Here is a 25,490-nt window from a genome sequence, read left to right on the forward strand (position 1 = left end):
TATTCTTTTACCGCTATCCAACTCTGGCGGGTTTCCGTGATGGAACCATTTCTCAACGAACAAAACCTATTATGATGCATTCAACTATTCCAGGCGCAGGGCGCAGCTACCCACCGGCTGCAGACGCCCGCCGCAACGCGCAAGGTATGGGCCGCGCCCTTTTCCGTTGCCTGCAGGTACTGCTCTTTTTTTGCTGCGTAGCCGCCAGCACCGGCGCTTACGCTTATGATCAACGTATTACGGGTAAAGTAACGGACGATACGGGCTCCCCCTTGCCCGGCGTATCTATTGCCATTAAAGGTACCACGCAGGGCACTGTTACGAATATTAAGGGCGAATATGCCCTTACCGTGCCGGATACCAGCGCCGTACTGGTTTTCCGCTTTGTGGGCTTTGAGCAGCAGGAAGTGCCTGTTGGCGCCCAAACCCAGATAAATGTGACCATGGTCACTGCTGCCAAAGGCCTCAATGAGCTGGTGGTGGTAGGGTACGGCCAGCAGAAAAAAGTGAACCTCACCGGCGCTATTACGGCCGTTAAAGCGGCAGACATCCAGAACATTGCGCCCTCCAACCTCTCCAATGCCCTGGCGGGGCGCGCACCGGGCGTAAACGTTACCAATACTTCCGGCCTTTCCGGCGCCAGCTCTTCGGTGCGCATCCGCGGCAGCTTTGCTGACCCGCTGTATGTGATAGACGGGGTGGTGCGCGAGAAGGCGGACTTTGACGCGCTGGAAGCGGCGGAAGTAGACCAGATGAGCTTTCTGAAAGATGCGGCCACGGCTTCTGTATACGGCTCCCGCGCGGGTAACGGCGTAGTGCTGGTGACCACCAAAAAAGGGGCTAACCAGAAACCGGTGTTCAACTTCCAGACCAACTACACCACCAGCCGCCCTACCATGACGCTGCTCTCTGATAAAACCACCGCTACGGACGAGCTGATCTACCAGAACCGCGTGGCGGAATTCAACGGTACAGCGCTGCCCAACGGGCAGGAGGAGTTCGACTATTTCAGGAACAGGAGCTATAACGTGCACGACTTCATCTGGCAAAATCCCTACAGCCACCGCCACTCCCTGAGCGTAGCCGGCGGTACGGACAGGATCACGTATTATTCACTGCTCAGCTACCGCGGGGAGGAAGGCTCTTACAAAAACCTTTCCCACAACAAGTTCAACCTGCGCAGCAACGTAACCGCCAAAGTGAGTGACGCTATCAAAGTGAGCCTCAATGTGGCCGGTACACAGCAGAACCTGGACAGGTTCTACTGGCCGTTTACGGGAGATGACGACTTTGATGTGTCTGACCTCTACCGCGTTACGTTCAACTGGCCTAAAACCTATCCCTTCTACCTGGAGGCAGATGGTACGCCGGCTGATCACGTAACGGAGTTTCCCGTGCAAACGCCCATGGGCAGCTGGCAGGCGTGGAGCGTGATAGACCAGGTGATAGGCAACCGCTACATCAAAACGCGGGAGCGCCAGATGAGCAGCATCCTGACGCTTGACATCAGCCTGGACAAATACGTGAAAGGCCTTTCCACCAAAGTGATGGGTAACTACGTAGGAGAAGACTTTATGCGCAAGCGTTTTCTCACCTACCAGAAAAACTATGTGTTCAACCAGGCAGACCCTACGGGCAACCGCTTTCTGCCCGCCCCGCCTGACCCTGACAAGACCAATATTTTTACCTTCAGCCAGAACCAGCCGTTCATGAACTACGAGATCTTCACCACCTGGAGTTATCAGTTCAACTGGTTCGTGAACTACAACCGCAACTTCGGCAAGCACGGCATTGACGCGATTGCCGTGTTCGAGCAAGCGGAAATGGGCGGTTATGGCGCCATGGCACGCGCTGAGAACCCCGTTGCGCCTATAGACCAGTTTTTTGCCTACCCTTCAGACAGGCAGTTCAGGAACTCCGGTGGATGGGACTCCATTGGCGCCCGCCAGTCATGGATAGGCCGTATCAACTATAACTATGACAGCCGCTACATCGCGGAATTTTCTTTCCGGTACGATGGGAATGCCCTCTTTCCGCCTGAAAGCCGTTGGGGCTTTTTCCCCTCCGTGTCTGCCGCATGGCGTATTTCTGAAGAGAGCTGGTTCCGTAATCTGACCAAAGCGTTTGATGATCTGAAGCTCCGCGCTTCCTACGGTACAACGGGTAACGACCTGGACGTGTTCGGCCGCAGGATAGGGCCTTTTATGTTCAACGAAGTGTTCATCAACTCCGGCGGTTACATGTTTGGAGACCGGCTGTACCAGGGCATTTCACCCGGGGCTACGCCCAACCCCAACCTCACATGGACTACCTCCCGCTCCTATAATGCAGGCCTGGACTTTGCCACGTTGAGCGGCCGCCTGACCGGTAGTGTGGATGTGTTTGTACGCAAGGAAACAGATATTCTTGGCCTCCGCCAGGAAACCGTGCCGGACAACTACGGGCGGCAGCTGGCGCCGGAAAACTATGCTGCGCGCTCTTACCGCGGCGGCGAACTGTTCCTGGAGTGGAGAGACAAAGCGGCCGGTAACAAGATCAACTATTCCGTTACCGCCAACATGGGTTATGCGCGTGACCGCTGGGATATTTATGACGAGCTTCCCACGTTTGCGCCCGGCGGAGACCGTCATTTCCAGAGCCGCATAGGCCGGCCGGAGAACCGCATCATCGGCCTCAAATCCCTGGGCATTGTGCGCACGCAGGAGCAGCTGGATGAGTTGCTGGCCAAAGGCTTCACCCAATACGGCCGCAAGCCTTACCTGGGCGGGCTTATTTTTGAAGATGTGCGGGGTGATGGCTATAAACCCGGCCCAGACGGTAAAATTGACGGGAATGATATTCAGCTGCTGAGCGAGAACGCCGCTCCCCGCATCAACTTCGGCATAGGGCTGAACATCTCGTGGAAAAACCTGGCGCTGCAATCGCTCTTCCAGGGTGTAAGCGCGTATGACCGTATCATCAGCAACCAGGAGGGCGAAGGCATGCGTCAGCACGGCGGCGCCATCCGCCCCTACTATCCCATCTGGGCAGGTGACGTATGGACGCCGGAGAACCCGAACGCCAAATACCCGCGCCCCATCGGCCAGAACTGGTACGAGTCGGGCACAGGCGCCACTTCTTTCTGGATCCGCAACGGCGCCTACATGCGCCTGAAAATGCTGAACCTGTCTTACACGCTGCCCAGAACATGGATGAGTGCTATCGGCGTAAGCAGCGCGCAGCTCTATTTCAACGGTACCAACCTGTTTGCCTTCTCGGCCATGAAAGAGTTCCATGACCCGGAGCAGAAGAACTATGATTCTTACCCCGTCATGAAAACGTTCACCATAGGCGCAGACATTAAATTCTAGTGGTAAAGCATGATGATTATGAAAAAGATAACCTTAGCAATATTGCTCTTTGCAGGTACGTTCGCTTCCTGCAAACGGGTGCTTGATATAGAAGATCTCAAAAATTACAACCCTGACCAGGTCTGGAATGATGAGAATCTTGCCAATGCCTACATGACGGGCATCTACCCGATGTTCGGGAACTGGAGCCCTGGGCTGGAGCAGAAAAGCGAGCAGCTGGCCGGTATTTACTGGTATGCAGACCGCATTACCATTTCCAACGGCGAATTTAAGATATGGCCTTATGACCGTATCCGCCTTATTAATACCGCTATCCAGGATGTGGCAAAAGGCTCCCTGAAGCAGGAAATTAAAGATGCCATCACCGGCCAGGCGCTGTTTATGCGGGCGTACACGTATTTTGAAATGGTGACCTACTACGGCGGGGTGCCTTACATTACCGTGCCGCAGGATAAGGATGATCCCAACCTGGCCACGCCGCGCAACTCCACCAAAGAATGCTTTGACCTCATCATCAAAGACCTGGATGAGGCCATTGCCAAGCTGCCGAAGCACAACCTGCCCTCTTCTCCCGACTATGGGAAAATAGACGGCAATTTTGCGCTGGCCTTTAAAGCGAAGGTGCTGCTGTACAAGGCATCCCCCCAGTTCAACCCCGCCAACCCATGGGGCAACGCCTACTGGGCGGAAGCATATACGGCCAGCAAACAGGCGTATGACGAGCTGAAGGCCCAGGGTTACAAGCTGGTGGAAGACTACAGCAACATTGCCCTGGTGGAGAAAGGCCCGGAAACGGTGTTTGCCGTAGTGAACCAGTACCCTAACAAAACCACGGAGTGGGACAATGGCGTGCGCCCCGGCTCTGAAAGCCGCGGCCCGGCCAATTCCTGCCCCACCTGGGAGTTTGTGAAAGCCTTCCCCATGAAAGACGGCAAGCTGTACAATGATCCCTCGGGGTTGTACTACAGATCCGACGCGGACTTTCTGCAGCGCTACTGGGAAAACCGAGATCCCCGTTTCAATAAATCCATTGTATGGAACGGCAAGGAGTACCCCGTATCAGGCAAGGCCGGCAAGCGCCAGTACACCGCATTGGGCGTTGCCCATGAGCTGGACGATTTTGGCGTTAACCCGGCAGCGCAGACCAACTCTACCAACCTGAACCGCTACACCGGTTTCTTCATCCTCAAAAACAGCCTGCTGCGCCTGAAACAGGCGGAAGTGCAGCAGTATGACGTAGATTTTGTGCTGATGCGTTTTGCGGAGGTAATGCTGAACTATGCGGAAACGGCCAATGAAACCGGCCACATGGCGGAAGCGCTGGCCATATTGAAAGAGATCCGCCAACGTGCAGGCATTGAGCCCGGTGCGGATGGCAACTACGGCATTGCCGCCGCCACCCGTGAAGAAATGCGCGAAGCTATTCTTGCTGAACGCAATATAGAACTGTGTTTTGAAGGCCAGCGCTTCTGGGACCTCCGCCGTCTGCGTATGCTCAATCGCCTCAACGGTACTACCAAAACCGGTGTGGAAGCCATTGCCGTCCGGCCTGACGGTACAGACATGCCGATCAACGAGGCACGTGACCAGGCCAATGCGTACGCGCTGACGGAAACGAACTTCAAGTACAGCCTGTTGCAGATACCCCGCAGCGGCGTACAGGTAAGCACGCTGCCTGACACGTACTATTTCTTCCCCATCCAGAGCGATATCCTGGACAGGAACCCCAACCTGGAACAGAACGCCAACTGGGGCGGGTCATTCAACCCAACGCTGGAATAATTTTTGTATATTCGTACAGCACAGGCTGGCCAAAAGGTATTACACCTTTTGGCCAGCCTCTTTTTTATGATACTATTTTAACCATTGGCTCGGGACTACCTCAAGCGAACCTCAAGCGAACGAGAAGCGAAGGAGAAGCCTCCGGGTACACAGGTAAAATAGTATCAAAAACAAGGGCGGCCAACCTGGCCGCCCTTGTTTTGTCATTTTTGTCATATCCGGGAGGATTACATTACAAAGCCGAATTCATCTTGAAATCAGCGCTGTCTCCCTTCTGGATGATATAAATATTCTTGTTCTCGAAATAGTCCGGCATCACTTCCGTTGATGACTCACCATCTTTCAGGTACACCGGCTGAAAATTGAAGCTGGTGAACACACGGTTGCCCGGTTTGTTCAGGTCTTTGTTGAAATATACCCCATCCTGCGTGAGCAGTTTTACAAAGTAGTAAGTAAGCTCAAAACCTTTGAAGGCCATGTCTGAGGGGCGGGATTTGTATACCCTCCTGAAATGGTCTGTAATGTAGCGGCTGTACAGGTCTGTTTTGTCGTTGTAATATGGGGAGGAGTAATACATGGTGATGCCTGCAAACTCCGGTTCTTTAAACTTCATCACGTCCCAGGTGGGCATGCCGAACACATGCATGGGGTAAGTGCCCCTGTGGGGAGCCAGCTTGCGCAGTATGGTTTTGGCGCCCGCTTCGTCCAGCGCGGTGATGATGAGCAGGTTGGGCCGGTCTGCCAGCAGGTATTGCGTCAGCTGCTGGTCTGTAGTGGCATCGCTCCAGATCACCTCGCGGACGCGGCTCTTTTTGTCATAGTTCAGCCGGTCATGCGCTGCCTTGATGCTGTTGGCTATGCTGGCCTCAAAGCTGGAAGCGCGCCGTACCACCAGTATGTTCTTGTTGGCAAAACCTTTCTGCGCATAGTCATGAATAGCCTCCACGTGAGAGCGGAGGGTGCTGTTGCTGATGAGCAGAAAGGGGTTATCCGTAATGCCGCCATCGTTAGGGTAGGTGGCAGATACCAGGTTGATCTCTTTTTGTTTGGCAAAATCGCTGAGCGGCTTCAGCTCCGGCGTGCTTACCGCGCCAATGATCAGGTCTGTATTGTCAAGCCGGTGCGTGCGGATGAGGGAGGCCACGTCTGTATTGCGTGACTTGTTGTCAAATACCTGTACGTTCAGCTGCGCGCCTTGTGTTTGCAGGCTGTCCAGGGCCAGTTGCACGCCTTCATAGAACTCGAGGCCGGGCAGTACATACCGGGGCATGGTACGGCCGGGAATTTCGAGGGAGGTGGCAAATACGGAATCCAGGTAGAGCGGTGCAAAAACGGCAATGTTGTAACTGCTGCGCTTCACTTCCCTGGCAAAGGCCGGTACGTTGAACGGAGCAGCTTTCGCCTCCGGCTTTTTCTCTTCAGGTTTTTTCTCCTCTGGTTTCGGCTTGGACAGCTCCGGGGGAGGCCCGTCCGTTTTTGCCGGCGCCGAGCGGAAAATGCTACAGGCTTGCAGTACTACCAGGAAAGATGCGAGAACGGCAAGACTGGTTAAAGTTTTCATTCGGTTCATAAGCTGCCAAAATTGCAAAAATCATTCCGCAATGGTCAATGACGGCCCGGAATTACCGGGCCGCCCCGTTCCGCTATTCCCATTCAATAGTAGCGGGCGGTTTGGAACTGATGTCGTACACCACGCGGTTGATGCCTTTTACTTTATTGATGATGTCGTTAGATACTTTAGCGAGGAACTCGTAAGGGAGGTGTGCCCAGTCTGCCGTCATGCCGTCTGTAGACGTTACGGCGCGCAGCGCCACGGTGAACTCGTACGTTCTTTCATCTCCCATTACGCCAACGCTCTGCACCGGCAGCAGAATGGTACCGGCCTGCCAAACCTGGTTGTACAGCTCGGCTTCGCGGAGGTTCTCTATATAGATGGCATCTGCTTCCTGCAGCATGGCCACTTTTTCAGGCGTGATCTCTCCCAGTATGCGGATGGCCAGGCCAGGGCCGGGGAAGGGGTGGCGGGCCAGGAAGATGTCGCTGATGCCTATTTCCTTGCCTACGCGGCGTACTTCGTCCTTGAACAGGAAGCGCAGGGGCTCCACCAGGCCCATGTTCATTTTTTCGGGCAGGCCCCCTACGTTGTGGTGGCTTTTGATGGTGGCGGAGGGGCCGTTTACGGAAACAGACTCTATCACGTCAGGGTAAATGGTGCCCTGGCCCAGGAAGGCAATGTCTTTCAGGGTAGTGGCCTCCTGCTGGAACACCTCGATAAAGAGGCGGCCAATGATCTTGCGTTTGGTTTCCGGGTCTGTAACGCCTTTCAGCTCGCCATAGAACAGGTCTTTGGCATCTACGCCTTTCACGTTGAGGCCCATGTGCTTGTAAGAGTCCAGTACGGTGCTGAATTCGTCTTTTCTCAGCAGGCCGTTGTCTACAAAAACGCAGTACAGGTTCTGGCCAATGGCCTTGTGGATCAGCTCTGCGGCCACGGTAGAGTCAACCCCGCCGCTGAGGGCCATCACCACTTTTTTATCACCCACTTCCTGCCGGATGCGGGCCACGGTTTCCTGTACAAAAGCTGCGGGCGTCCAGTTCTGCTGCATGCCGCAGATGTGTACCAGGAAGTTGCGGATAATGAGCTTGCCTTCCAGGGAATGTGTTACTTCCGGGTGGAACTGCAGGGCAAAGAGCGGGTGTTTGGCCAGCGTAAAGCTTTTGAAGGCCGCTACCGGTATATTTTCCGTATGGGCAATGGGTGTAAAGGCTTCCGGCAGGCGCACAATAGTGTCTGCATGGCTCATCCACACCTGGCTTTTAGGTGAAATGTCGTATAACAGGGGTTCTTCCTTGTCCGCATGCTCCATGAAGGCGCGGCCGTACTCGCGGTGGCTGCTTTTGGCCACTTCCCCGCCAAATACCTTGGCCATAAGCTGCGCGCCGTAGCAAACACCCAGCACGGGCACCTTGTCTGCCATAGCGGCAATGTCTACCACAGGGGCCTGCGGGTCGTTCACGGAGAACGGGGAACCGGAGAGGATGATGCCTTTAATGCTGCTTTCCCAGGTGACGGGTTTGGTACATGGTTGTATTTCACAATAAATGTTCAGCTCCCGGATGCTGCGTGCAATCAATTGTGTGTATTGGGAACCGAAATCGAGGATCAGGATCTTTTCTGTCATGGTGGTGCAAAGATAGCGTTTGCCTATTAAATACCCTGCGCTTCCGGATTGAAGAATTCTTTGTATTTTTCCCCCGCACCATTTATCTATAAACCTTATTATATGAAAGCAACTTACCTGCCCCTCTTGCTGCTGCCTGTTATGGCGGCCTGCGATTCCGTGAGCGGAAGCCGCCATATGGCCAGGGAAGAACGCCGCCCCGGCGAGTTCTCCCAGGTGGAAGTAAGCGGTTCTATGGATGTTTACATTACCCAGGGCAGCGCTCACCTGCTGTCTATAGAAGCAGAAGACAATATTGTTCCGCTGGTGGAAACAGACATAGACGGCGGGGAGCTGCGTATCCGCTTCCGCCGCAATACCAACATCCGCGCGCATAAGCCGGTAAAGGTATACGTTACCACGCCCGTGCTGGAAGGGATAGACCTCAACGGCTCCGGTGATGTGGAGGTGAAGAGCCATTTCTCTTCTCCCGGCCGCATGCATTTTGGCCTTTCCGGCAGCGGAGACCTCTCCGGCAGCTTCAACGCACCGATAGTGGCGGTAGACCTGGCCGGCTCCGGCAATGTAGAGCTGAAAGGGCAAACGCGGGACCTGCGCATCAACATTGCCGGCAGCGGCAACTGCGAGGCGGATGAGCTGCTGGCGGAAACGGTGGATGTGAACATAGCCGGCAGCGGTAATGCGCAGGTGCATGCCAGCAGGGAGCTGAAGACCAACACCCTCGGCTCCGGAGACGTGCGCTACAAAGGCGAGCCTTCTATCAAGAGCAGCAAGCTGGGCTCCGGCTCCGTCAGAAAGCTATAGCATAACAAATTCGAAATCTTTTGTATGTTTACAGATTTTTTGGAACATCAGACCCGTTTATGAGTCAACTACCGAAGATACTTGTAGTCTATTTCACACAAACCGGCCAGCTGAAAAGGATCATTGACAACGTGCTGGGCCCCCTGCAGGGGAAGGCCACCGTGGTGTATGAAGAAATTGAGCCGGTAAGCCCCTTTCCCTTCCCCTGGTCCAAACAGGCTTTTTTTGACGCCATGCCGGAAACCGTGCTGGCGCGGCCCAGGGCCATTAAACCCCTGAAAGTCAACCCCGATGAACATTTTGACCTCGTGATCATGGCATACCAGCCCTGGTTCCTTTCCCCTTCACAGCCTACCGCCGCCTTCCTGCAAAGCCCGGAAGCCGCCAGGCTGCTGAAAGGCAAACCGGTGGTGACCCTGCTGGGCTGCCGCAATATGTGGATCAATGCGCAGGAGAAGATGAAAAGGTACCTGCATCAGCTGGGCGCCAACCTGGTAGGTAATATTGCCATGGTAGACACGCATCACAACCTGGTATCGCTCATCACCATTCTCCGCTGGTCTACCAAAGGAAAAAAAGACGCGTTCTTTATATTCCCTCCGGCCGGCGTGCAGGAGAAAGACATCGTGGAATCTGCACGTTTTGCCGCTCCCATAGCGGAGGCACTGGAGAAAAAGGAGTTTGGCGGGCTGCATGCGCAGCTGCTGGCGCTCCGGAGCGTGGAAATGAGGCCCGGCCTCATTGTGCTGGAAATGCGCGGGGTAAAGCCGTTCCGCTTTTTTGCCAATTTTATCAGCGCCAAGGGCGGGCCGGGAGATGCCGCGCGCCAGGGCCGCGTTACCCTGTACCGCGTAATATTGCTGCTGGCCATCCCCTTCCTGTCGCCCTTTACCACCGTAGCCTCCTGGTTAAAGCTGTTATTGCGCCGCAAGCAGCTGAATGAGGACGTGACCTACTACAAAGGCGTCTCGCTCCGGGAAGGATGATACTTTCTGCGTAAATTTGCCGTTAGGAAAATGCCGCAGGTGAAGTGTTATTTTCAGGTTACTGCATGCCCGCAGAGTTAATTAATTCATGCAAAATTCTATATTTACGGCCGTTTAAACTGTCACCAGCATTGATCTGGCCTGATAAAGAAGCCAATTAAAAAGACGAATAACTACAAATGAAAGAAGTATATATCACGAGGCTCTCCAAATTTCTGCCGAATGAGCCAGTAGGGAATGATGAAATGGAAAGCATCCTCGGAATGGTGGATGGCAAGCCTTCCCGGGCGCGCAACATGATCCTGGGAAATAACAAGATCAAGACCCGGTATTACGCGCTGGATAAAACAGGGAACTCTACCCACACCAACGCTGAGATGACTGCCGAAGCCGTTAGAACGTTGTTTGACAACAAGTTTCCCATAGAACGTTTACAGCTGCTGGCCTGCGGCACCACGTCTCCTGACCAGTTGCTGCCCAACCATGCCGCCATGGTGCACGGCCTGCTGAAATGCCAGCCCGTGGAGCTGATTGCGGCCACCGGCGCCTGTGCGGCCGGCATGCAGGCGTTCAAGTACGCCTATATGTCTATTAAATGCGGCAACACCAGCAACGCCGTGAGCACCGGTTCGGAGAAGTTCTCCGCCTGGATGCTGTCTCGCAAATTTGAGCCGGAAACCGAAAACCTCAAATCACTGGCGGAAAACCCCATCATCGCCTTTGAAAAAGACTTTTTAAGATGGATGCTCTCTGACGGCGCCAGCGCCGCCCTGTTTGAAGACAAACCCAACCCTGACGGGTTGTCTCTCCGGGTAGACTGGGTAGAGATAGCCTCCTACGCCAATAACCTGGATACCTGCATGTACGCAGGCGCCATCAAGAATGAAGACGGCTCCACCAAGGGCTGGACGGACATGACGCCCGAAGAATGGGCCGCCAACAGCGTGTTCTCCTTCAAGCAAGACACCCGCCTGCTGGGCAAGAACATTGTGCCTTCCGGCGCCCAGATGTGGAAAGAGCTGGTAGAAAAATATAATATCGATATTGACAAGATCACCTACTTCCTGCCCCACCTTTCTTCCGAATATTTCCGCTTCAGGATAGATGAGGAAATTGCCAGGCTGGGCGTGCACATCCCGCAGGAAAAATGGTTCACCAACCTCACCCGCGTGGGCAACGTAGGCACCGCCTCCCCGTACTTCATGCTGGAAGAGCTGCTGAACCAGGGCCTGCTGAAGAAAGGCGATATCATTGTGATGATGGTGCCGGAGAGTGCAAGGTTCTCCTATGCATACGCACACATCACGGTAGTGTAAGTCAATTACCCGTTACGGACCAGGTTGCGTGTTACGGAAGTACACCCTGGTTCGTATTTGTTTTAAAGCTGTATATATGAAGAAAGATGAAGTTCCGCAGGACGGCGACAACCTGCACCATGGTACATTCAAACAGTTATTCTATGCAGTGGATGCTTCCGGAGACTACACCCCGGTGTCGAGCGTGGGTTGGGAGCCGGAAAACGTAGCGTTGGGGCAGGCCTGGGAAGAAGTGGAGCACCGCGTGGAAGCCACCCGCGGCAAGGTGCTGAAAGGAGAGCTGAGCCCCGTGGCGTTCTATATGGAACGTACCCTGCTTGACCTGCCGCTGCTGGCAAGGAAAGTGGGCAAGTTCCAGTGGCAGGTGAAAAGGCATATGAAACCCGCCGTGTTCAAAAACCTGAGCGCCGCCATGCTGGCCAAATATGCCGCGGTGTTCGGCATTGCCGCCGAAACATTGCAAAAGGGAGAGCTGCTGCCTTTTCAGCGCCCCGAATAAAAAAAGACCATGACACAATTCAATCACGTACAGACAGCACATTGCGAGAGCGGCGTAATATCCAATATCTTCCGGCACTATGGCTTGCAGATCAGCGAGCCTATGGCCTTCGGTATCGGGGCCGGTATTTTCTTCGGCCATTTACCCTTTGTGAAAGTGAACGGTGTGCCCGGCACTACGTACCGCATATGGCCCGGCGCCATTTTTTCACGGGTGTGCAAACGCCTGGGCGTTAAAATGGAGTCCCGCAAGTTCAGCAGTCCTGCCAAAGCCAAACAGGCGCTGGATGAGGTGATTGCCAGGGGCATACCGGTAGGCATGCAGTCAAGCGTGTATTACCTCCCGTATTTTCCCGCTTCTTACCGTTTTCACTTCAACGCGCACAACCTGGTGGTGTTCGGTAAAGAGAACGGCCACTACCTGGTCAGCGACCCGATTATGGACACCGTGACGCAGATAGACCCTGAAAGCCTGGAGCAGGCGCGCTTTGCCAAAGGTTTCCCGGAGCCGAAAGGGAAAATGTACTACCCCGTAAGCGTTCCACAACAGGTAGATTTTGCCGGCCCCATCCGGGAAGGCATCAGGCAAGCCTGTCATTATATGCTGAAGATACCCGTGCCGTTCTTCGGCGTAAAGGGCATCCGTTTCCTGGCCCGGCGCGTGAAAGATTATCCCGCCAAAGAGGGAGACCGCAGGGCCGCCCTGTACCTGGGCAACATCATCCGCATGCAGGAAGAGATCGGCACCGGCGGCGCCGGTTTCCGTTTCATGTACGCCGCGTTTCTCCGGGAAGCCGGCGCCTACCTGGGCAGCCAGGAGCTGAAAGACCTGGGCACCGAGCTGACCGCCGTGGGCGATCTCTGGCGCAACTTTGCCTTTGCCGCCGGCCGCGTATGCAAGGCCCGCTCGGCAGATAACGTGTCTTACGCGGAGCTCAGCAATATGTTGCTGCACATAGCTGATGAGGAAGAAAAAGTATTCCGCCGCTTATCCAAAGTGAAATTCTGATGAACAGCATTGTGGTGAAAGAGTTGCACAAAACCTACGCAGGAGCCCTCGTGCCAAGCCTGCAGGGGCTTTCATTTGCTTTTGAAGCGGGCAGGATGGTGGGTTTGCTGGGCCCCAACGGCGCCGGGAAAACCACCACCATTTCCATTCTCTGCGGGCTGGTGAAAGCAGGCAGCGGCCATGTGCAGATCTTTGACCTGCCGCAGGACGCGGCGCACCGCGAAGCCATTAAACGCATCATTGGCGTGGTGCCGCAGCAGATAGCGCTTTTCCCGCAGCTGACTGCGCTGGAGAACCTGCGGTATTTCGGTAACCTGTACGGGTTCAAAGGCAAGCCGCTGTTGCAGAAAATACATCATTACCTGGAACTGTTCGGCCTGGAGAAGGCCGCCAATAAAGAAGTAGGCCGCTTCTCCGGCGGCATGAAGCGCCGCGCCAACATTATTGCCGCCATTCTGCACGAGCCCCAACTGCTGGTGCTGGATGAGCCTACCGCCGGGGTAGACGTACAATCCCGCAGCATGATACTGCAGTTCCTGCGGGATTATAACCGGCAGGGCAACAGCGTGCTCTATACGTCTCACCTGCTGGAAGAAGCACAGCAATTGTGTGAAGATGTGGTGATCATAGACGAAGGAAAAATGGTGGTGCAGGGCAGTCCTGCCGCACTGATACAACAAAACCCCGACAGCCGCAACCTGGAAGATGTGTTCCTGCATTACACCGGGCATGCGGTGAGGGATTAACCGATCACATGTTAAGGCTCATTGCTACCATACGGAAAGAATGGCTGCTGCTGCTGAGAGACAGGGCCGGGCTTGCATTGCTGTTTGCCATGCCCGTGGTGCTCATTACCGTGATGGCCCTGATACAGGATGCGCCTTTTAAAGATTACCAGGAAATAAAGTTCGATATACTGACGGTAGACAATGACCAGGGCCGCCTGGGCCGCTACATCCGGGAAGGGCTGGGCAAGAGCGGGCAGTTCAACGTGATAGACTCCCTGCAGCAGCAACCCGTTACTGAAACACAGGCCCGGCAGCTGGTGGCGGAAGGAGCGTACAAGATCAGCATCACCATACCCAAAGGCGCCACGGGAGAGATTGTCAGCAATGCCAACAAGATCGTGAACGATATTTCCAAAAGGATGGGCATGGCCGCACAGCTGCCGGTAAAAGCCGCCGAGGCAGACTCGCTGGCCGTACAGCTGTATTTTGACCCCGCCGCCAAAAAAGCGTTCAAAAGCGCCATCCAGCAGGCGCTGGACAATTTCCTGACCCAGGTGCAGACAGACCTTTTGCTGGAACGTATACAGCTGCAGCTCCGCAAGCGTGACAGTACCGCTGCTGCAGACACTTTCCCCGCCATCAAACTGAAAGCCGTAGGCCTGCAGGAAACCAGCATCGGTACCGGCAAACAGATAGACGTGATATCCAACTCCGTGCAGCATAACGTGCCCGCCTGGAGCATCTTTGCCATGTTCTTCATCGTGATCCCCATTGCCGGCAACATGATACGGGAGCGGGAAGACGGCAGCCTGGTGCGGATGAAGCTGATACCCGGCAATTATGGCGATATACTCGGCGGCAAATTGCTGTTCTTTGTAGGCGTTTGCGTAGTGCAGTTCTACCTCATGATGCTCATCGGCATTTACGGCATGCCGCTGCTGGGCCTGCCCCGCCTGCAGCTGGGAGTAGACCACCTGGCCGGTTTCATCACCGCTTTCAGCATCGGCATCACCGCCACGGCTTACGGCATACTGGTAGGCACCCTCTTCAAAACCCCCAACCAGGCGCTCAACTTCGGGGCCATTTCCGTAGTGATACTCAGCGCCATTGGCGGCATATGGATACCGCTGGAAGTGATGCCGGAAAAGATACAAAGTGTGGGCCGCCTGTCTCCCTTAAGCTGGGGGCTGGATGCCATTAACGATATTTATTTGCGCAACGGCAATACCCGGTATATTCTGCCGGATATTGCACGGTTATTGAGCTGTGGTTTGATAATGCTGGGAATAGCGGCATGGGTGGAACAGCGCCGGACCGGTTGAGCAACAAACATTTTCAAAACAACCGTAAAACCTTTATTTTTGATCCCTTGGAATGCGCCATGGGCAATACCCTGAAGCGCAGCAACCTACAACATTATGGAAGCGTTAAAATTGAAATTGAAACAGCAGATAATTGAGGCATTGAATTTGCAGGATACCCGCCCCGAAGACATTGATGACAACGCGCCGTTGTTTGGAGAAGGGCTGGGGCTTGACAGCATTGACTCCCTGGAGCTGATGGTGCTGCTGGAAAGGCAATACCAGATCAAGGTGGAAGATCCCCGCGAAGGCCGTAAAATTCTGCAGTCTGTACAAACAATGGCTGAGTTTATCAAAAGTAAACAAGCAGCATAACACCAGGTAAATGGCGGAAAGGGTTTTTATTACCGGCATGGGCATGATATCCGCCATTGGCAACAATGTGGTGGAAAACCTGCGCAGCCTGCGCTTGCAGCAGAGCGGCCTGGGCTATACCCGGTATATTGACACCATCCACAAGAATGTGCTGCCCGTGGCGGAAGTGAAGCTGAGCACGGAAGAGCTGGCTGCCCTGGCCGGTTTTGAAAATGCCGGCGGTTACACCCGCACCACGCTGCTGGGCCTCATGGCCATCAGCGAAGCCCTGGTCTCCGCCGGCATTGCCGATGCCAGGGAGCTGCCCGCCGCCCTCATCAACGCCTCTACCGTAGGCGGCATGTGCGATACGGAAAAAGTATATTTCGATATACTCGATCCCCAAAAAGAAGGCACCTTCCTGCAATACATAGATACGCTTGACTGTGCGGACTGTACCCAGCGGATGGTAGACATTACCGGCATCCGGGAATATGTGACCACCATTTCCACCGCCTGCTCTTCCTCCGCCAACGCCCTCATGTACGGCGCCCGCCTTATTCAGCAGGGCATGGTGCAACGGGCCGTCTGCGGCGGCACGGAAGCGCTCACCCGTTTTACCATCAACGGTTTCAACTCGCTCAAGAACATAGACAAACAATTCTGCCGCCCCTTTGACCAGCAGCGCAATGGCCTGAACCTGGGGGAAGGCGCAGCGTACCTCGTACTGGAAAGCGAATCGCTGGCGAGGCAACGCGGCGCCAGGGTACTGGCGGAATTGACCGGATGGTGCAACACCAACGAAGCATTTCACCCCACCGCCCCCTCTCCCGAAGGAGACGGCGCTTATGAAGCCATGAAGAACGCGCTGGCCATGAGCGGCAGAACGGTAGGTGAAGTGCAGTATGTGAATGTGCACGGCACCGCTACTTTAAATAACGACGTGTCAGAAGGGAAAGCATTGGAAAGGCTGTTTGGCGCCAGCGTGCCGCGTTTCAGCTCTACCAAGCCTTTTACAGGGCATACCCTGGCCGCGGCCGGCGCCATAGAAGCCATCTATGCCGTGCTGTCCATCGGCCAGCAAATGATCTTTCCCAACCTGCATTTCTCTGAAAAAATGGAAGAACTGGCCATTGTGCCCGAAACCCGGTTGCTGGAAGAGTATCCCGTGCAGAACGTGATCTCCAATTCATTCGGTTTCGGCGGCAACAATGCATCGCTGGTGTTCAGCAAATATGAAGGGTAAGGTTTACATACAGGGCTGCGCCGCCATTTCTCCCCAGGAGAGCTTCAGCGGCAGTTTTGTACCGCAGCCGGTGCTGGCGGAAGATAACATCCTGCGCGCAAAAGAGCCGGACTACAAGGCCTTCATTGCGCCCAACAACCTGCGCCGCATGAGCCGCATGCTCAAAATGGGCCTCACGGCCGCGCTGCAATGCCTGCAAAACGCCGGCATCACCGTGCCTGACGCTATCATCACCGGTACCGGCAGGGGAAGCCTGCAGGACACAGAACGTTTCCTGCATGACATCCGCCAGTATGCCGAAGCAGCCCTCAACCCCACGCCTTTCATACAATCCACCTACAATTCCGTAAACGGCCTCATTGCCCTGCAGCAGCAATGCACCCGCTACAACAATACCTTCGTGCACCGCGGTTTCTCTTTTGAACACGCTGTGCTGGACAGTCTCATGCTGCTCCAGGAAGGCAACGCCGCCAACGTGCTCACCGGCGGTTTTGACGAGATCACCAAAGAACACTTTTATATCAAAAGCCGCATCGGCTACTGGAAAACAGATCAGACCCAGCCTGCAGACCTCTTCAGCAGCAACACGCCCGGCGCCCTGGCTGGTGAAGGCGCCGTATTTTTTGTGCTCGGCACCACACCGGCAAACATCAGCCTGGAAGGCATAAAAATGATGTACAAACCCACGCAGGAAAGCCTGGGCCGCTCGCTGGAAACCTTCCTGTCCCAACACCAGCTTACGCCTGCAGACATCCACCTGCTGGTAACCGGGCAGAGTGGAGACAGTAATCACGACCATTGGTATCAATACCTTCAACAAACATATTTTCCTTCCACCGCCTCCACGCCATTTAAACACTTATGCGGCGAGTACGATACCGCCGGCGCATTCGCCATGTGGATGGCAGTGCAGCAAATGCAGCAGCCGCAGCTGAAACATGTGCTGATCTACAACCAGTTTTTCGGGGAACAGCATACGTTTATTTTGCTGGGGAGATGATGTGTGGTCTTTTTAAAACTTGCCCCATGCGCTACTTTTTATGGATCATCTTCGGCGCCTGCCTCGGAAGTTGCAGGACCTATCCGGCCAATGTAACCGGTCATCTTTATGTACAGAAAGAAGGACGTGCTGACAAGAAATGGACGCTGGTATGGGAAGATAACTTCAACAGCCCGGAACTGGACACCTCCAAATGGACGAAAATACCGCCCAACAAAGCAGACTGGGGAAGGCACATGAGCAGCCACCCGGATTGTTTTGCATTAAAAGACGGTAAAATATTCCTGCGCGGCATCAATAATCCTGACACGCTCTCAGACCCGCGCCCCTTTCTCACTGGCGGTATCTATACCAAAGGCAAATTCGCTTTCCAGTACGGCAGAATTGAGATACACGCTAAACTGGAAGGCGCACAGGGCGCATGGCCGGCCATGTGGATGCTGGCGGAAACAGACAGGTACGGCAAATACCCGAAGAACGGCGAGATAGACATCATGGAACACCTCAACCACGACAGCCTCATCTATCAAACCACCCACTCCTGGTATACGCTGGAACTGAAACAAACCAAAAATCCCCCGCACGGCGGCACTGCCCGCATGGACCCCGGCATATTCAATACATTCGGGTTAGAGTGGTACCCTGACAAGCTGGTGTTTACGCTGAACGGGAAAGAAACCTTCCGCTATCCGCGGGTGCAGGGTGTTGACCCGTCTCAATGGCCGTATGATCAGCCTTTTTATGTGCTGATAGATCAGCAGCTGGGCGGTAACTGGGTGGGCAAGGTGGATACGAAGCAGCTGCCTGTGCAGATGGTGGTGGATTGGGTGAGGGTGTATCAATAAATTGGGATAATTGGTATATTGAGGTATAAACCCGGTATCTATGAAAAAAAAAGTACTCTCCATTGTGTTGCTATTATCCAGCATTTCCGTTTCTTACGCGCAGATCTCGTCCAACACACATTTTATAACAGGAGATAACCGTCCAGCCGGCGATCCGCCAGGTGGAACATTAGGCCTGGAGTTTAGACAAGCTGTCGGCTATATATTTGCGCATAACTATGCCACCGGCTATTATCTTCCCGTATCTACCAGCCACTCCCGGTTACTTGTATGTAACGCTGCAGACGATGGTTCTTCTGCACTTCAGGTAAACGGGGTATCCACTTTCCGCAGTGGAATGCAGCAGATAGCTTTGCTGACTGGAACTAACACTTCCGGCTACGCACTGGGCATTGGAGTCAACGACGATGGGATCAACTTCACCAATGACAGCCAGGTGCGCGGTTTCAACTTCAGCAATGAGCGGGGCCGTATAATGACCATGGCCTATAATGGATGGGTGGGCATTGGTACTTCCAATCCTCAGTCTCTGCTGGCCGTTGCCGGAACGGTTACTGCACAAAAGGTAAAGGTGACCAGCAACGGCTGGGCGGATTTTGTGTTTGGAGATGGGTATCGTCTGCCCACATTGTACGAATTGGAAAAATTTGTCAGACACAACAAACACCTGCCTGATGTACCCTCTGCCGCAGAAGTGGCCGAACATGGAGTTGATTTGGGCGAGATGGACAAAAAGCTGTTACAGAAAATAGAAGAGCTCACGTTGTACATCATTGAGCTGCAAAAGCAAGTGGACAGGCAGCGGAACGAGATGGATCAATTTACAAAAAAGCTAAGCGACAGGTAGCACTTTTATATGAAGCAAGCGCAAGCTTTACTTCACTTTAGGCTTATTGAGGAACACCCTTTCCATTTCAGCAATGATCTCAGCCAGATCGCTTTGTTCGATGAGTTCCGCTCCAATAGCATCCTCATTGCTCCAAACACGTTTTTCATAGTCTGCAATCAGATCTCGCAGTTTCTTGCGGAGATTTTTAAAGTGGCTGCTTGTTTTTGCGAGCAGACGTAATTTTCTATCGGCAATCATAGCCCTCTGGTAATCCAGCTCATTATTAATGATGCCGGATTTAATTAGCTTTTCAATATCCATTTGCGTTTTCATTGTTCTATGTACCCGTTTTTTCTAAGCCACTTTTCGATGGGGGGCTCATTGTCTCCGCAGTGCGGAGAAATTCTGGATAGAGATACTTTTGCCAATAATTGGAGATAGACGAAGGTAAGTTTTCATTTTGTTACGGGTAAACAATTTCAGTATAGCTCAGAAATTCCCGCTCATTCCTTTTGCTTCCTTCTGCCCAACTTCCACAACCACCCTCCAATCACCGCCGCAGTTATACGCGCCGGCCAGTTGTCAAGGCCCAATGAAAGCATCAGGATAAAAGCTGTGCAAAGAAAAATCTGCAGCAACGTGGGCTCTTCCGCAGAGGCCGGTTTGCTGCTCCGGCGCAATGCAGCAGCCAGCAGAAAGAGATGCAGCAATACTACTGCCGAGGTCAGGGTTGTCATAGGTACAGTTTTCAGGATGCAATTTATTTCACTACGCGGAAGACGGGGTACCGCATAAAGCCCGGCTCATTCCAGGGCGAGAGGCGATACACAAAATTGAGCTGTGCCTGGGCGCTGTTCGCAAAGGCCGTGTCTGTGGCGCGTTTTTCTTCCAGCGCTTTTTTTATTTCAGGGTGGGATTGCAGGAATTCCGCCGCCGTGTCTTCAAACACATAGGTAGAATAACCTTCCTTCTGCCCCAGGATGGCGTCAAAGAAATTCCATGCAAAAAAAGAATCTCCGGCTTGCGGTTCCAGTGTTTCTACCAGGTAGCGGTTGGCTTCCTGGTTCATCGGGATATAATAATCCCCTTTCAGGAATTTGATGGTTTGTTTGCTGGTGCTTACCGTGGTGCCGGAGTGCAGGTAGTGTTTTTCGTATGGGCGCTGAGGCGTGTTGTAGTTCTCAATTTTGTAAGCCTCTACCGTAATGGTGGTGTCTTGCGTGAAGCGCCGCATTTTGACGCCGTTGAGCTGCAGCAATTCCGTTACGGCCCACCAGCCCTGGGGAACGATGTACGCTTCCGGTTTGGTCACAAAATCTCCCGGCAGAAAGGTGTTGTATATCTTGATCTGTTTTTCGTAGGGCTGAGCACGGTCATAGTAGAGACGGGGCAGGCCGGAAACGGCGCTGGTTTTCATGCCGGCCTTATATCCCTTGAAAGTATAAAGATCGTATTGCGTTTTGTCAGGCGCCCAGCTCAGGGGGAATTTTTCCTGCGTTTTCACGGCGTTTTTGGTTTGCTGGCGCAGCTTGTTGATCTGTTCGCTATACCGGGAGGTAAACTCGATAAAACATTCCATGAGCGCGTAGGTGGCGGCTACCCGTTGGGGGTAGGGCTTCAGCATGTGAGTTTCCGGTACAAAGCCGAACGTATGAAAAAGGGTGGTATAGCCGCTGGAGTAGCGGGGGCCGTCTGCGTAGGCCGTCCAGCCGCTGTCTGGTGTGCTGCCGAAATGATTGACGTACGGTAGCAGATCGTATCCCTTGGTTTTCATCATTTTATATAGCTCGGGCTCAAAGGTTTGATGCAGGAACTCGCCCATGGGCCCGCCCATTTTGCCGTGCTGGGTGGTAAGCAGGGTCATGACGTGTTGATAATCAGCGCCGTTGCTCACATGGTTGTCAATGAAAACGTCCGGGTCGGTGAGGTGGTATATTTTGTGGAAAGCGCGCGCATTGCGGGAATCGGCCTTGATAAAATCCCGGTTCAGGTCAAGGTTCTGGCCATTGCCACGGGAGCCGAACTCGGCGGGGCCGTTCTGGTCTACCCGGTAAAAGGCGCTGCGGTTGAGCGCTCCGCCAATATTGTAGAGGGGTATTACCGCCAGCACCACGTTGGCGGGCAGTTTCTTTTTGCCTTGCAGAATATCGCGTAGCAGCATCATGCTGGCGTCTACACCGTCCGGTTCACCGGGGTGAATGCCGTTATTGACCAGTATGACCCGTTTATTCTTCTTTTTAAGGCTGGGGAAGGAGAAATCCCTGTCTTGGGACAGAACGGCCAGGTGAAGGGGATATCCGCTGTCTGTTTGCCCAATTTCCAGCAGCTTCAGCTGGGGGAAGCGGGCGGCCAGGGTTTTGTAATAGGCAATGCACTCAAAGTAAGTGGCCGTTTCTTTGCCTTTGCTCCGCTCGTAACGGGTAATGAGGTCTTGCGCGGAGAGGGAAAGGGTAGCGGCCGTCAATGCCAGGGTAACCAGGAGATTCCTCATAAAATATTGAAAGTCAGAATGTTTAGATTTGTTGATGGATGTTGACGGGGTAAATGTACGATGTGAGGAGGAAAAATGGAAGTGCGTTGGTTTTTTCCGGGTATTGTTGGGTAAGAGCCTTTGCCTGCAGCGGGTTTGAGGGTGCTGGCAGGCATCAAACGCTTACCTGGTAAGGAGTTGAACGAAGAAGTAACGAACAAGTAACGAAGGAGTAACGAACAAGTAGATTTTGTCTGCTTGTTCGTTCGTCTCCGGGGGAAGGTTCGTTATTCCTTCGTTGAAAACGGTAAAAAGTGGCGATGGAGACGGATTGGCGGGGAAAAAAGGCGCAGAAGCCGCCCGGGCCGCCGGACTGGAATGGGAGTAGCGGTGCCCAGCTTCGTATGGGATTGAAAATAAACCAGTTAGGGGGTATGGGCAATAAAAAAAGCCCTTCCCGTTTGCAGGGAAGAGCCTGAATATGTTAAAACTGCGGTAGCAATTAAGCCAGTGTATTCACTTTTTTGGCGAGCTTGCTCTTCAGGTTGGCAGCTTTGTTCTTGTGAATAACATTGCGTTTCGCCAGTTTGTCAATCATGGAAATTACATCGGGTAAATTCTCGGAAGCGGCAGCCTTGTCGGTCAGCTTCTTCAGGTCCCGTATGGCATTACGGGTAGTTTTACCGTAGTAACGGTTACGCTCATTACGCTTTCTGCTCTGACGTACGTCTTTTTTCGTTGCTTTATGGTTTGCCATTGTATAAATTTCAAGTTTCGGACGGCAAAGGTAAGTTTTATCTTTTTATAAACAAAAATAAAAAGCAGGTATTTCCAGACGCCGCCCGGATTAATAGCCCGTAAAAATAATAAATTATATACATATCATGCTGTTTTAAATCATAAAACAGCTATGGGAAATACCTTAAAATCCCAAATCTTTAGCGATATTTGCAATCCCGTTTGCCGGTTTTTTGTGTTAATAAACAGGTAAAGGAGAAAGAGAATAAAAGACCAAGCTTAAATTTCGTTGTAAATGAAGGACTTTTCGTTTGTCACCAACTCGCACCCGGCGTATATTGAATCGTTGTACCAGGAGTACCGCAGAGATCCGGCCGCTGTAGACCCGGAATGGATCAAATTTTTTGAAGGCTTCGACTTTGCGGTGAGCAATACCAACGGGAAAGCGGCCACAGCCACGGGTGCCGCTTCTTTGCCGGTGAGCAGCGAACAGCTTGTGAAAGAACTGGGAGTATACCGCCTCATACAGGCGTACCGTAAAAAAGGGCACCTGGTTGCCAAAACCAACCCCATCCGCGAGCGGAAAGACCGTCAGGCCAATCTTGACCTCAACTTCTTCGGCCTTTCCGATGCCGATCTGAAAACCGAATTTTTTGCCGGCCAGGTAATAGGGCTGGGCAAAACCTCCCTCGAAAAAATTGTACAGCACCTCAAAGAGGTATACGCCGCTTCCGTAGGCATTGAATTCACCTATATCAACGACGCCGCTAAAATTGAGTGGCTGCAGAAGGAGGTAGAAGCCGCCGTCCGCAAATCGCTGGCGCCGGAGCAGAAAAAACGCATCCTGATGAAGCTGAACCAGGGTGTGATGTTCGAAAAATTCCTGCATACAAAATATATCGGCCAGAAACGTTTTTCGCTGGAAGGCGGTGAGACCACCATTCCCGCGCTGGACGCCATGATCAACACCGCCGCGGAATACGGCGTGCAGGAAGCGGTGATAGGCATGGCCCACCGTGGCCGCCTCAACGTGCTGGCCAACATACTTGGCAAAACTTACGAACAGATATTCTCGGAATTTGAAGGCACCGCCACGCCGGATACTACCATGGGCAGCGGTGACGTGAAATACCACCTGGGTTTCCGCGCCAGCATTCAGACGCCGGCAGGCAAAGAGGTGAACGTGCAGCTCACGCCCAACCCTTCCCACCTGGAAGTGGTAGACCCCGTAGTGGTGGGCTTTGCTCGCAGCAAGGCAGATGTGATCTATGACAGTGACTATGACAAGATACTGCCCATCCTCATTCACGGAGATGCGGCCATTGCGGGCCAGGGCGTCGTGTATGAAGTGGCCCAGATGAGCAAGCTGAGAGGTTATTACACGGGTGGTACCATGCACTTCGTGATCAACAACCAGATCGGCTTCACCACAGATTTTGAAGACGCCCGCTCGTCTGACTACTGCACCAGCGTTGCTTCAATAGTGCAGGCGCCGGTGTTCCATGTGAACGGAGACGATGTGGAAGCCGTCATAAAAATAGCGGAAATTGCCACCCGCTACCGCCAGGAATTCAATTCAGACATTTACATAGACATGGTGTGCTACCGCAAGCACGGCCACAACGAGGGCGATGATCCGAAGTTCACCCAGCCCAAGCTGTACGCCGCTATTGACAAGCACCCCAATCCCCGCGAAGTATATTCCCAGCAGCTGATTGCCAAGGGAGATGTAGACGCGGCCATTGCCCAGGAAATGGAAAAGGCCTTCTGGGCAGACCTGCAGGAGCGGCTGGATGAAGTAAAACAACACCCGCTGCCCTATACGTACCAGAAACCTGAAAAATGGTGGCAGGAGCTGCGCAAGTCTACCCCGGAAGATTTTATCAAATCTCCGGACACCGCCATTACCAAAGCGCAGCTGGACAGCCTGTTCAAAGCCATCATGACCATTCCGGAAGGTTTCAAGCCTTTGCGTAAAGTGGAAAAGCTGCTGCAGGACAAACAGAAGCTGTTTGATGAACAGCATTTGCTGGACTGGGCTTCCGGCGAACTGCTGGCTTATGGCAGCATACTGGCCGAAGGCCGTGACGTACGCCTGAGCGGGCAGGATGTGAAGAGGGGCACCTTCTCACACCGCCACGCCGTGTTAAGAAGCGAAGAAACAGACCAGGAATACAGCCGCCTCAGCCAGGTAGCCGAGAAGCAGGGCAAGTTCCGCATTTATAACTCCCTGCTCAGCGAGTTTGCCGTGCTGGGTTTTGAGTATGGCTACTCCATTGCCAACCCTTACGCGCTCACCATCTGGGAAGCGCAGTTTGGCGATTTCATGAACGGCGGACAAACATTGATAGACCAGTTCATTACCTCTGCGGAAACCAAGTGGCAAAAACAGAGCGGCCTGGTAATGCTGCTGCCTCACGGTTACGAAGGCCAGGGCCCGGAGCACTCCAGCGCCCGCCTGGAACGTTTCCTGCAGCAGTGCGCGGAATACAATATCATTGTAACCAATTGCACCACGGCAGCCAGCTTCTTCCATGCGCTGCGCCGCCAGCTGGCCATGCCGTTCCGCAAGCCCATGATCAATTTCTCACCCAAGGCCAACCTGCGCCACGTGCGCAGCTACAGCCCGGTAACCGAATTTACGCAGGGCGGTTTCAAAGAGGTGCTGGACGATCCGTTCATCACCGATGCATCACGCGTGAAGAAGGTGTTGCTTTGCAGCGGCAAGATGTACTTTGACCTGAGCGAAAAACAAATGAAAGAAGACCGGAAAGATGTGGCCATTGTGCGGCTGGAACAATTGTACCCGCTGCCCGTTGCCCAGCTGGAAGGTATTCAGCAGAAATACAAAGGCGCCACCTGGTTCTGGGTGCAGGAAGAGCCGCTGAACATGGGCGCCGCCAGCTTCCTGCAAATGAACCTGAAGCAGTTCAACTACGGCGTGATCAGCCGTAACCCCAGCGCAGCAACGGCCACAGGCTATGCAAAAGTGCATGCGCAGGAGCAGCAGGAGATCATAGACACGGCTTTTAACATCTAATTATTTACTTAT

General features: G+C 53.5%; 21 protein-coding genes. 15 read left to right on the forward strand and 6 right to left on the reverse strand.

The window, feature by feature from the left end:
* The first annotated feature begins 71 nt into the window (after nucleotides 1-71).
* On the forward strand, nucleotides 72-3,350 hold the full coding sequence (locus ABDW36_RS07855; protein WP_343701332.1) for a TonB-dependent receptor: 3,279 nt from the start codon (nucleotides 72-74) through the stop codon (nucleotides 3,348-3,350).
* Between the two features lie 18 nt (nucleotides 3,351-3,368).
* Nucleotides 3,369-5,132, forward strand: coding sequence for a RagB/SusD family nutrient uptake outer membrane protein (locus tag ABDW36_RS07860; RefSeq protein ID WP_343701333.1), 1,764 nt, complete (start codon nucleotides 3,369-3,371; stop codon nucleotides 5,130-5,132).
* Between the two features lie 232 nt (nucleotides 5,133-5,364).
* On the opposite strand, the gene ABDW36_RS07865 is transcribed toward ABDW36_RS07860, so the two are convergent.
* Nucleotides 5,365-6,702, reverse strand: coding sequence for an ABC transporter substrate-binding protein (locus tag ABDW36_RS07865; protein WP_343701334.1), 1,338 nt, complete (start codon nucleotides 6,700-6,702; stop codon nucleotides 5,365-5,367).
* Between the two features lie 73 nt (nucleotides 6,703-6,775).
* A complete protein-coding gene (gene guaA, locus ABDW36_RS07870; protein WP_343701335.1) occupies nucleotides 6,776-8,314 on the reverse strand; it encodes a glutamine-hydrolyzing GMP synthase in 1,539 nt (512 codons plus the stop codon).
* 102 nt (nucleotides 8,315-8,416) lie between these two features.
* Here guaA and ABDW36_RS07875 point away from each other — a divergent pair, with 102 nt between their 5' ends.
* The 12 genes from ABDW36_RS07875 (at nucleotide 8,417) to ABDW36_RS07930 (ending at nucleotide 19,248) form a co-directional block, all read left to right on the forward strand.
* Nucleotides 8,417-9,118, forward strand: a complete 702-nt coding sequence (locus ABDW36_RS07875; protein ID WP_343701336.1) for a head GIN domain-containing protein — start codon at nucleotides 8,417-8,419, stop codon at nucleotides 9,116-9,118.
* 59 nt (nucleotides 9,119-9,177) lie between these two features.
* On the forward strand, nucleotides 9,178-10,104 hold the full coding sequence (locus tag ABDW36_RS07880; RefSeq protein ID WP_343701337.1) for a hypothetical protein: 927 nt from the start codon (nucleotides 9,178-9,180) through the stop codon (nucleotides 10,102-10,104).
* 179 nt (nucleotides 10,105-10,283) lie between these two features.
* The gene (locus tag ABDW36_RS07885) at nucleotides 10,284-11,420 is read left to right on the forward strand and encodes a beta-ketoacyl-ACP synthase III (RefSeq protein WP_343701338.1); all 1,137 of its coding nucleotides are present in this window, start codon (nucleotides 10,284-10,286) and stop codon (nucleotides 11,418-11,420) included.
* 76 nt (nucleotides 11,421-11,496) lie between these two features.
* Nucleotides 11,497-11,919 (forward strand): hypothetical protein, encoded by a 423-nt coding sequence (locus ABDW36_RS07890; protein WP_343701339.1) that lies wholly within the window; start codon nucleotides 11,497-11,499, stop codon nucleotides 11,917-11,919.
* A 9-nt stretch (nucleotides 11,920-11,928) separates the two neighbouring features.
* A complete protein-coding gene (locus ABDW36_RS07895; protein WP_343701340.1) occupies nucleotides 11,929-12,927 on the forward strand; it encodes a BtrH N-terminal domain-containing protein in 999 nt (332 codons plus the stop codon).
* A complete protein-coding gene (locus ABDW36_RS07900) occupies nucleotides 12,927-13,673 on the forward strand; it encodes an ABC transporter ATP-binding protein (RefSeq protein WP_343701341.1) in 747 nt (248 codons plus the stop codon). The genes ABDW36_RS07895 and ABDW36_RS07900 overlap by 1 nt, the downstream gene beginning before the upstream one ends.
* Before the next feature lie 8 nt (nucleotides 13,674-13,681).
* Nucleotides 13,682-14,977: an ABC transporter permease gene (locus ABDW36_RS07905; RefSeq protein WP_343701342.1), complete on the forward strand. Its 1,296-nt coding sequence runs from the start codon at nucleotides 13,682-13,684 to the stop codon at nucleotides 14,975-14,977.
* A gap of 96 nt (nucleotides 14,978-15,073) precedes the next feature.
* Entirely contained in the window at nucleotides 15,074-15,331 is a 258-nt protein-coding gene (locus ABDW36_RS07910; protein WP_119076491.1) for a phosphopantetheine-binding protein, read from the forward strand.
* A gap of 10 nt (nucleotides 15,332-15,341) precedes the next feature.
* Nucleotides 15,342-16,556 (forward strand): beta-ketoacyl-[acyl-carrier-protein] synthase family protein, encoded by a 1,215-nt coding sequence (locus ABDW36_RS07915; protein WP_343701343.1) that lies wholly within the window; start codon nucleotides 15,342-15,344, stop codon nucleotides 16,554-16,556.
* Complete coding sequence (locus ABDW36_RS07920) at nucleotides 16,546-17,556, forward strand: beta-ketoacyl synthase chain length factor (protein WP_343701344.1); 1,011 nt, start codon at nucleotides 16,546-16,548, stop codon at nucleotides 17,554-17,556. The genes ABDW36_RS07915 and ABDW36_RS07920 overlap by 11 nt, the downstream gene beginning before the upstream one ends.
* 26 nt (nucleotides 17,557-17,582) lie before the next feature.
* Nucleotides 17,583-18,401: a glycoside hydrolase family 16 protein gene (locus ABDW36_RS07925; RefSeq protein ID WP_343701345.1), complete on the forward strand. Its 819-nt coding sequence runs from the start codon at nucleotides 17,583-17,585 to the stop codon at nucleotides 18,399-18,401.
* A gap of 40 nt (nucleotides 18,402-18,441) precedes the next feature.
* On the forward strand, nucleotides 18,442-19,248 hold the full coding sequence (locus ABDW36_RS07930; RefSeq protein WP_343701346.1) for a hypothetical protein: 807 nt from the start codon (nucleotides 18,442-18,444) through the stop codon (nucleotides 19,246-19,248).
* 27 nt (nucleotides 19,249-19,275) lie between these two features.
* Here ABDW36_RS07930 and ABDW36_RS07935 read toward each other — a convergent pair whose 3' ends face one another.
* The 4 genes from ABDW36_RS07935 to rpsT all read right to left on the reverse strand — a co-directional run bounded on the left by ABDW36_RS07935 (nucleotide 19,276) and on the right by rpsT (nucleotide 22,457).
* Complete coding sequence (locus tag ABDW36_RS07935; protein ID WP_343701347.1) at nucleotides 19,276-19,563, reverse strand: hypothetical protein; 288 nt, start codon at nucleotides 19,561-19,563, stop codon at nucleotides 19,276-19,278.
* Nucleotides 19,564-19,733: 170 nt separating this feature from the next.
* The gene (locus ABDW36_RS07940; RefSeq protein WP_343701348.1) at nucleotides 19,734-19,967 is read right to left on the reverse strand and encodes a hypothetical protein; all 234 of its coding nucleotides are present in this window, start codon (nucleotides 19,965-19,967) and stop codon (nucleotides 19,734-19,736) included.
* Between the two features lie 23 nt (nucleotides 19,968-19,990).
* Nucleotides 19,991-21,721, reverse strand: a complete 1,731-nt coding sequence (locus ABDW36_RS07945) for a M14 family metallopeptidase (RefSeq protein WP_343701349.1) — start codon at nucleotides 21,719-21,721, stop codon at nucleotides 19,991-19,993.
* A gap of 481 nt (nucleotides 21,722-22,202) precedes the next feature.
* On the reverse strand, nucleotides 22,203-22,457 hold the full coding sequence (gene rpsT, locus ABDW36_RS07950) for a 30S ribosomal protein S20 (RefSeq protein ID WP_343701350.1): 255 nt from the start codon (nucleotides 22,455-22,457) through the stop codon (nucleotides 22,203-22,205).
* 276 nt (nucleotides 22,458-22,733) lie between these two features.
* On the opposite strand from rpsT, the gene ABDW36_RS07955 reads away from it, so the two are divergent.
* On the forward strand, nucleotides 22,734-25,478 hold the full coding sequence (locus tag ABDW36_RS07955; protein ID WP_343701351.1) for a 2-oxoglutarate dehydrogenase E1 component: 2,745 nt from the start codon (nucleotides 22,734-22,736) through the stop codon (nucleotides 25,476-25,478).
* The last annotated feature ends 12 nt before the right edge of the window (nucleotides 25,479-25,490 follow it).

Origin of the sequence: Chitinophaga sp. (assembly GCF_039596455.1) — a bacterium.
In the GTDB taxonomy this organism is placed as follows: Bacteria; Bacteroidota; Bacteroidia; order Chitinophagales; family Chitinophagaceae; genus Chitinophaga.

What these genes read in the sequence shown, in the direction of transcription:
- ABDW36_RS07855 (WP_343701332.1), top strand. Translation starts at nt 72, where the DNA reads ATGATGCATTCAACTATTCCAGGCGCAGGGCGCAGCTACCCACCGGCT.
- ABDW36_RS07860 (WP_343701333.1), top strand. Translation starts at nt 3,369, where the DNA reads ATGAAAAAGATAACCTTAGCAATATTGCTCTTTGCAGGTACGTTCGCT.
- ABDW36_RS07865 (WP_343701334.1), bottom strand. Translation starts at nt 6,702, where the DNA reads ATGAACCGAATGAAAACTTTAACCAGTCTTGCCGTTCTCGCATCTTTC.
- guaA (WP_343701335.1), bottom strand. Translation starts at nt 8,314, where the DNA reads ATGACAGAAAAGATCCTGATCCTCGATTTCGGTTCCCAATACACACAA.
- ABDW36_RS07875 (WP_343701336.1), top strand. Translation starts at nt 8,417, where the DNA reads ATGAAAGCAACTTACCTGCCCCTCTTGCTGCTGCCTGTTATGGCGGCC.
- ABDW36_RS07880 (WP_343701337.1), top strand. Translation starts at nt 9,178, where the DNA reads ATGAGTCAACTACCGAAGATACTTGTAGTCTATTTCACACAAACCGGC.
- ABDW36_RS07885 (WP_343701338.1), top strand. Translation starts at nt 10,284, where the DNA reads ATGAAAGAAGTATATATCACGAGGCTCTCCAAATTTCTGCCGAATGAG.
- ABDW36_RS07890 (WP_343701339.1), top strand. Translation starts at nt 11,497, where the DNA reads ATGAAGAAAGATGAAGTTCCGCAGGACGGCGACAACCTGCACCATGGT.
- ABDW36_RS07895 (WP_343701340.1), top strand. Translation starts at nt 11,929, where the DNA reads ATGACACAATTCAATCACGTACAGACAGCACATTGCGAGAGCGGCGTA.
- ABDW36_RS07900 (WP_343701341.1), top strand. Translation starts at nt 12,927, where the DNA reads ATGAACAGCATTGTGGTGAAAGAGTTGCACAAAACCTACGCAGGAGCC.
- ABDW36_RS07905 (WP_343701342.1), top strand. Translation starts at nt 13,682, where the DNA reads ATGTTAAGGCTCATTGCTACCATACGGAAAGAATGGCTGCTGCTGCTG.
- ABDW36_RS07910 (WP_119076491.1), top strand. Translation starts at nt 15,074, where the DNA reads ATGGAAGCGTTAAAATTGAAATTGAAACAGCAGATAATTGAGGCATTG.
- ABDW36_RS07915 (WP_343701343.1), top strand. Translation starts at nt 15,342, where the DNA reads ATGGCGGAAAGGGTTTTTATTACCGGCATGGGCATGATATCCGCCATT.
- ABDW36_RS07920 (WP_343701344.1), top strand. Translation starts at nt 16,546, where the DNA reads ATGAAGGGTAAGGTTTACATACAGGGCTGCGCCGCCATTTCTCCCCAG.
- ABDW36_RS07925 (WP_343701345.1), top strand. Translation starts at nt 17,583, where the DNA reads ATGCGCTACTTTTTATGGATCATCTTCGGCGCCTGCCTCGGAAGTTGC.
- ABDW36_RS07930 (WP_343701346.1), top strand. Translation starts at nt 18,442, where the DNA reads ATGAAAAAAAAAGTACTCTCCATTGTGTTGCTATTATCCAGCATTTCC.
- ABDW36_RS07935 (WP_343701347.1), bottom strand. Translation starts at nt 19,563, where the DNA reads ATGAAAACGCAAATGGATATTGAAAAGCTAATTAAATCCGGCATCATT.
- ABDW36_RS07940 (WP_343701348.1), bottom strand. Translation starts at nt 19,967, where the DNA reads ATGACAACCCTGACCTCGGCAGTAGTATTGCTGCATCTCTTTCTGCTG.
- ABDW36_RS07945 (WP_343701349.1), bottom strand. Translation starts at nt 21,721, where the DNA reads ATGAGGAATCTCCTGGTTACCCTGGCATTGACGGCCGCTACCCTTTCC.
- rpsT (WP_343701350.1), bottom strand. Translation starts at nt 22,457, where the DNA reads ATGGCAAACCATAAAGCAACGAAAAAAGACGTACGTCAGAGCAGAAAG.
- ABDW36_RS07955 (WP_343701351.1), top strand. Translation starts at nt 22,734, where the DNA reads ATGAAGGACTTTTCGTTTGTCACCAACTCGCACCCGGCGTATATTGAA.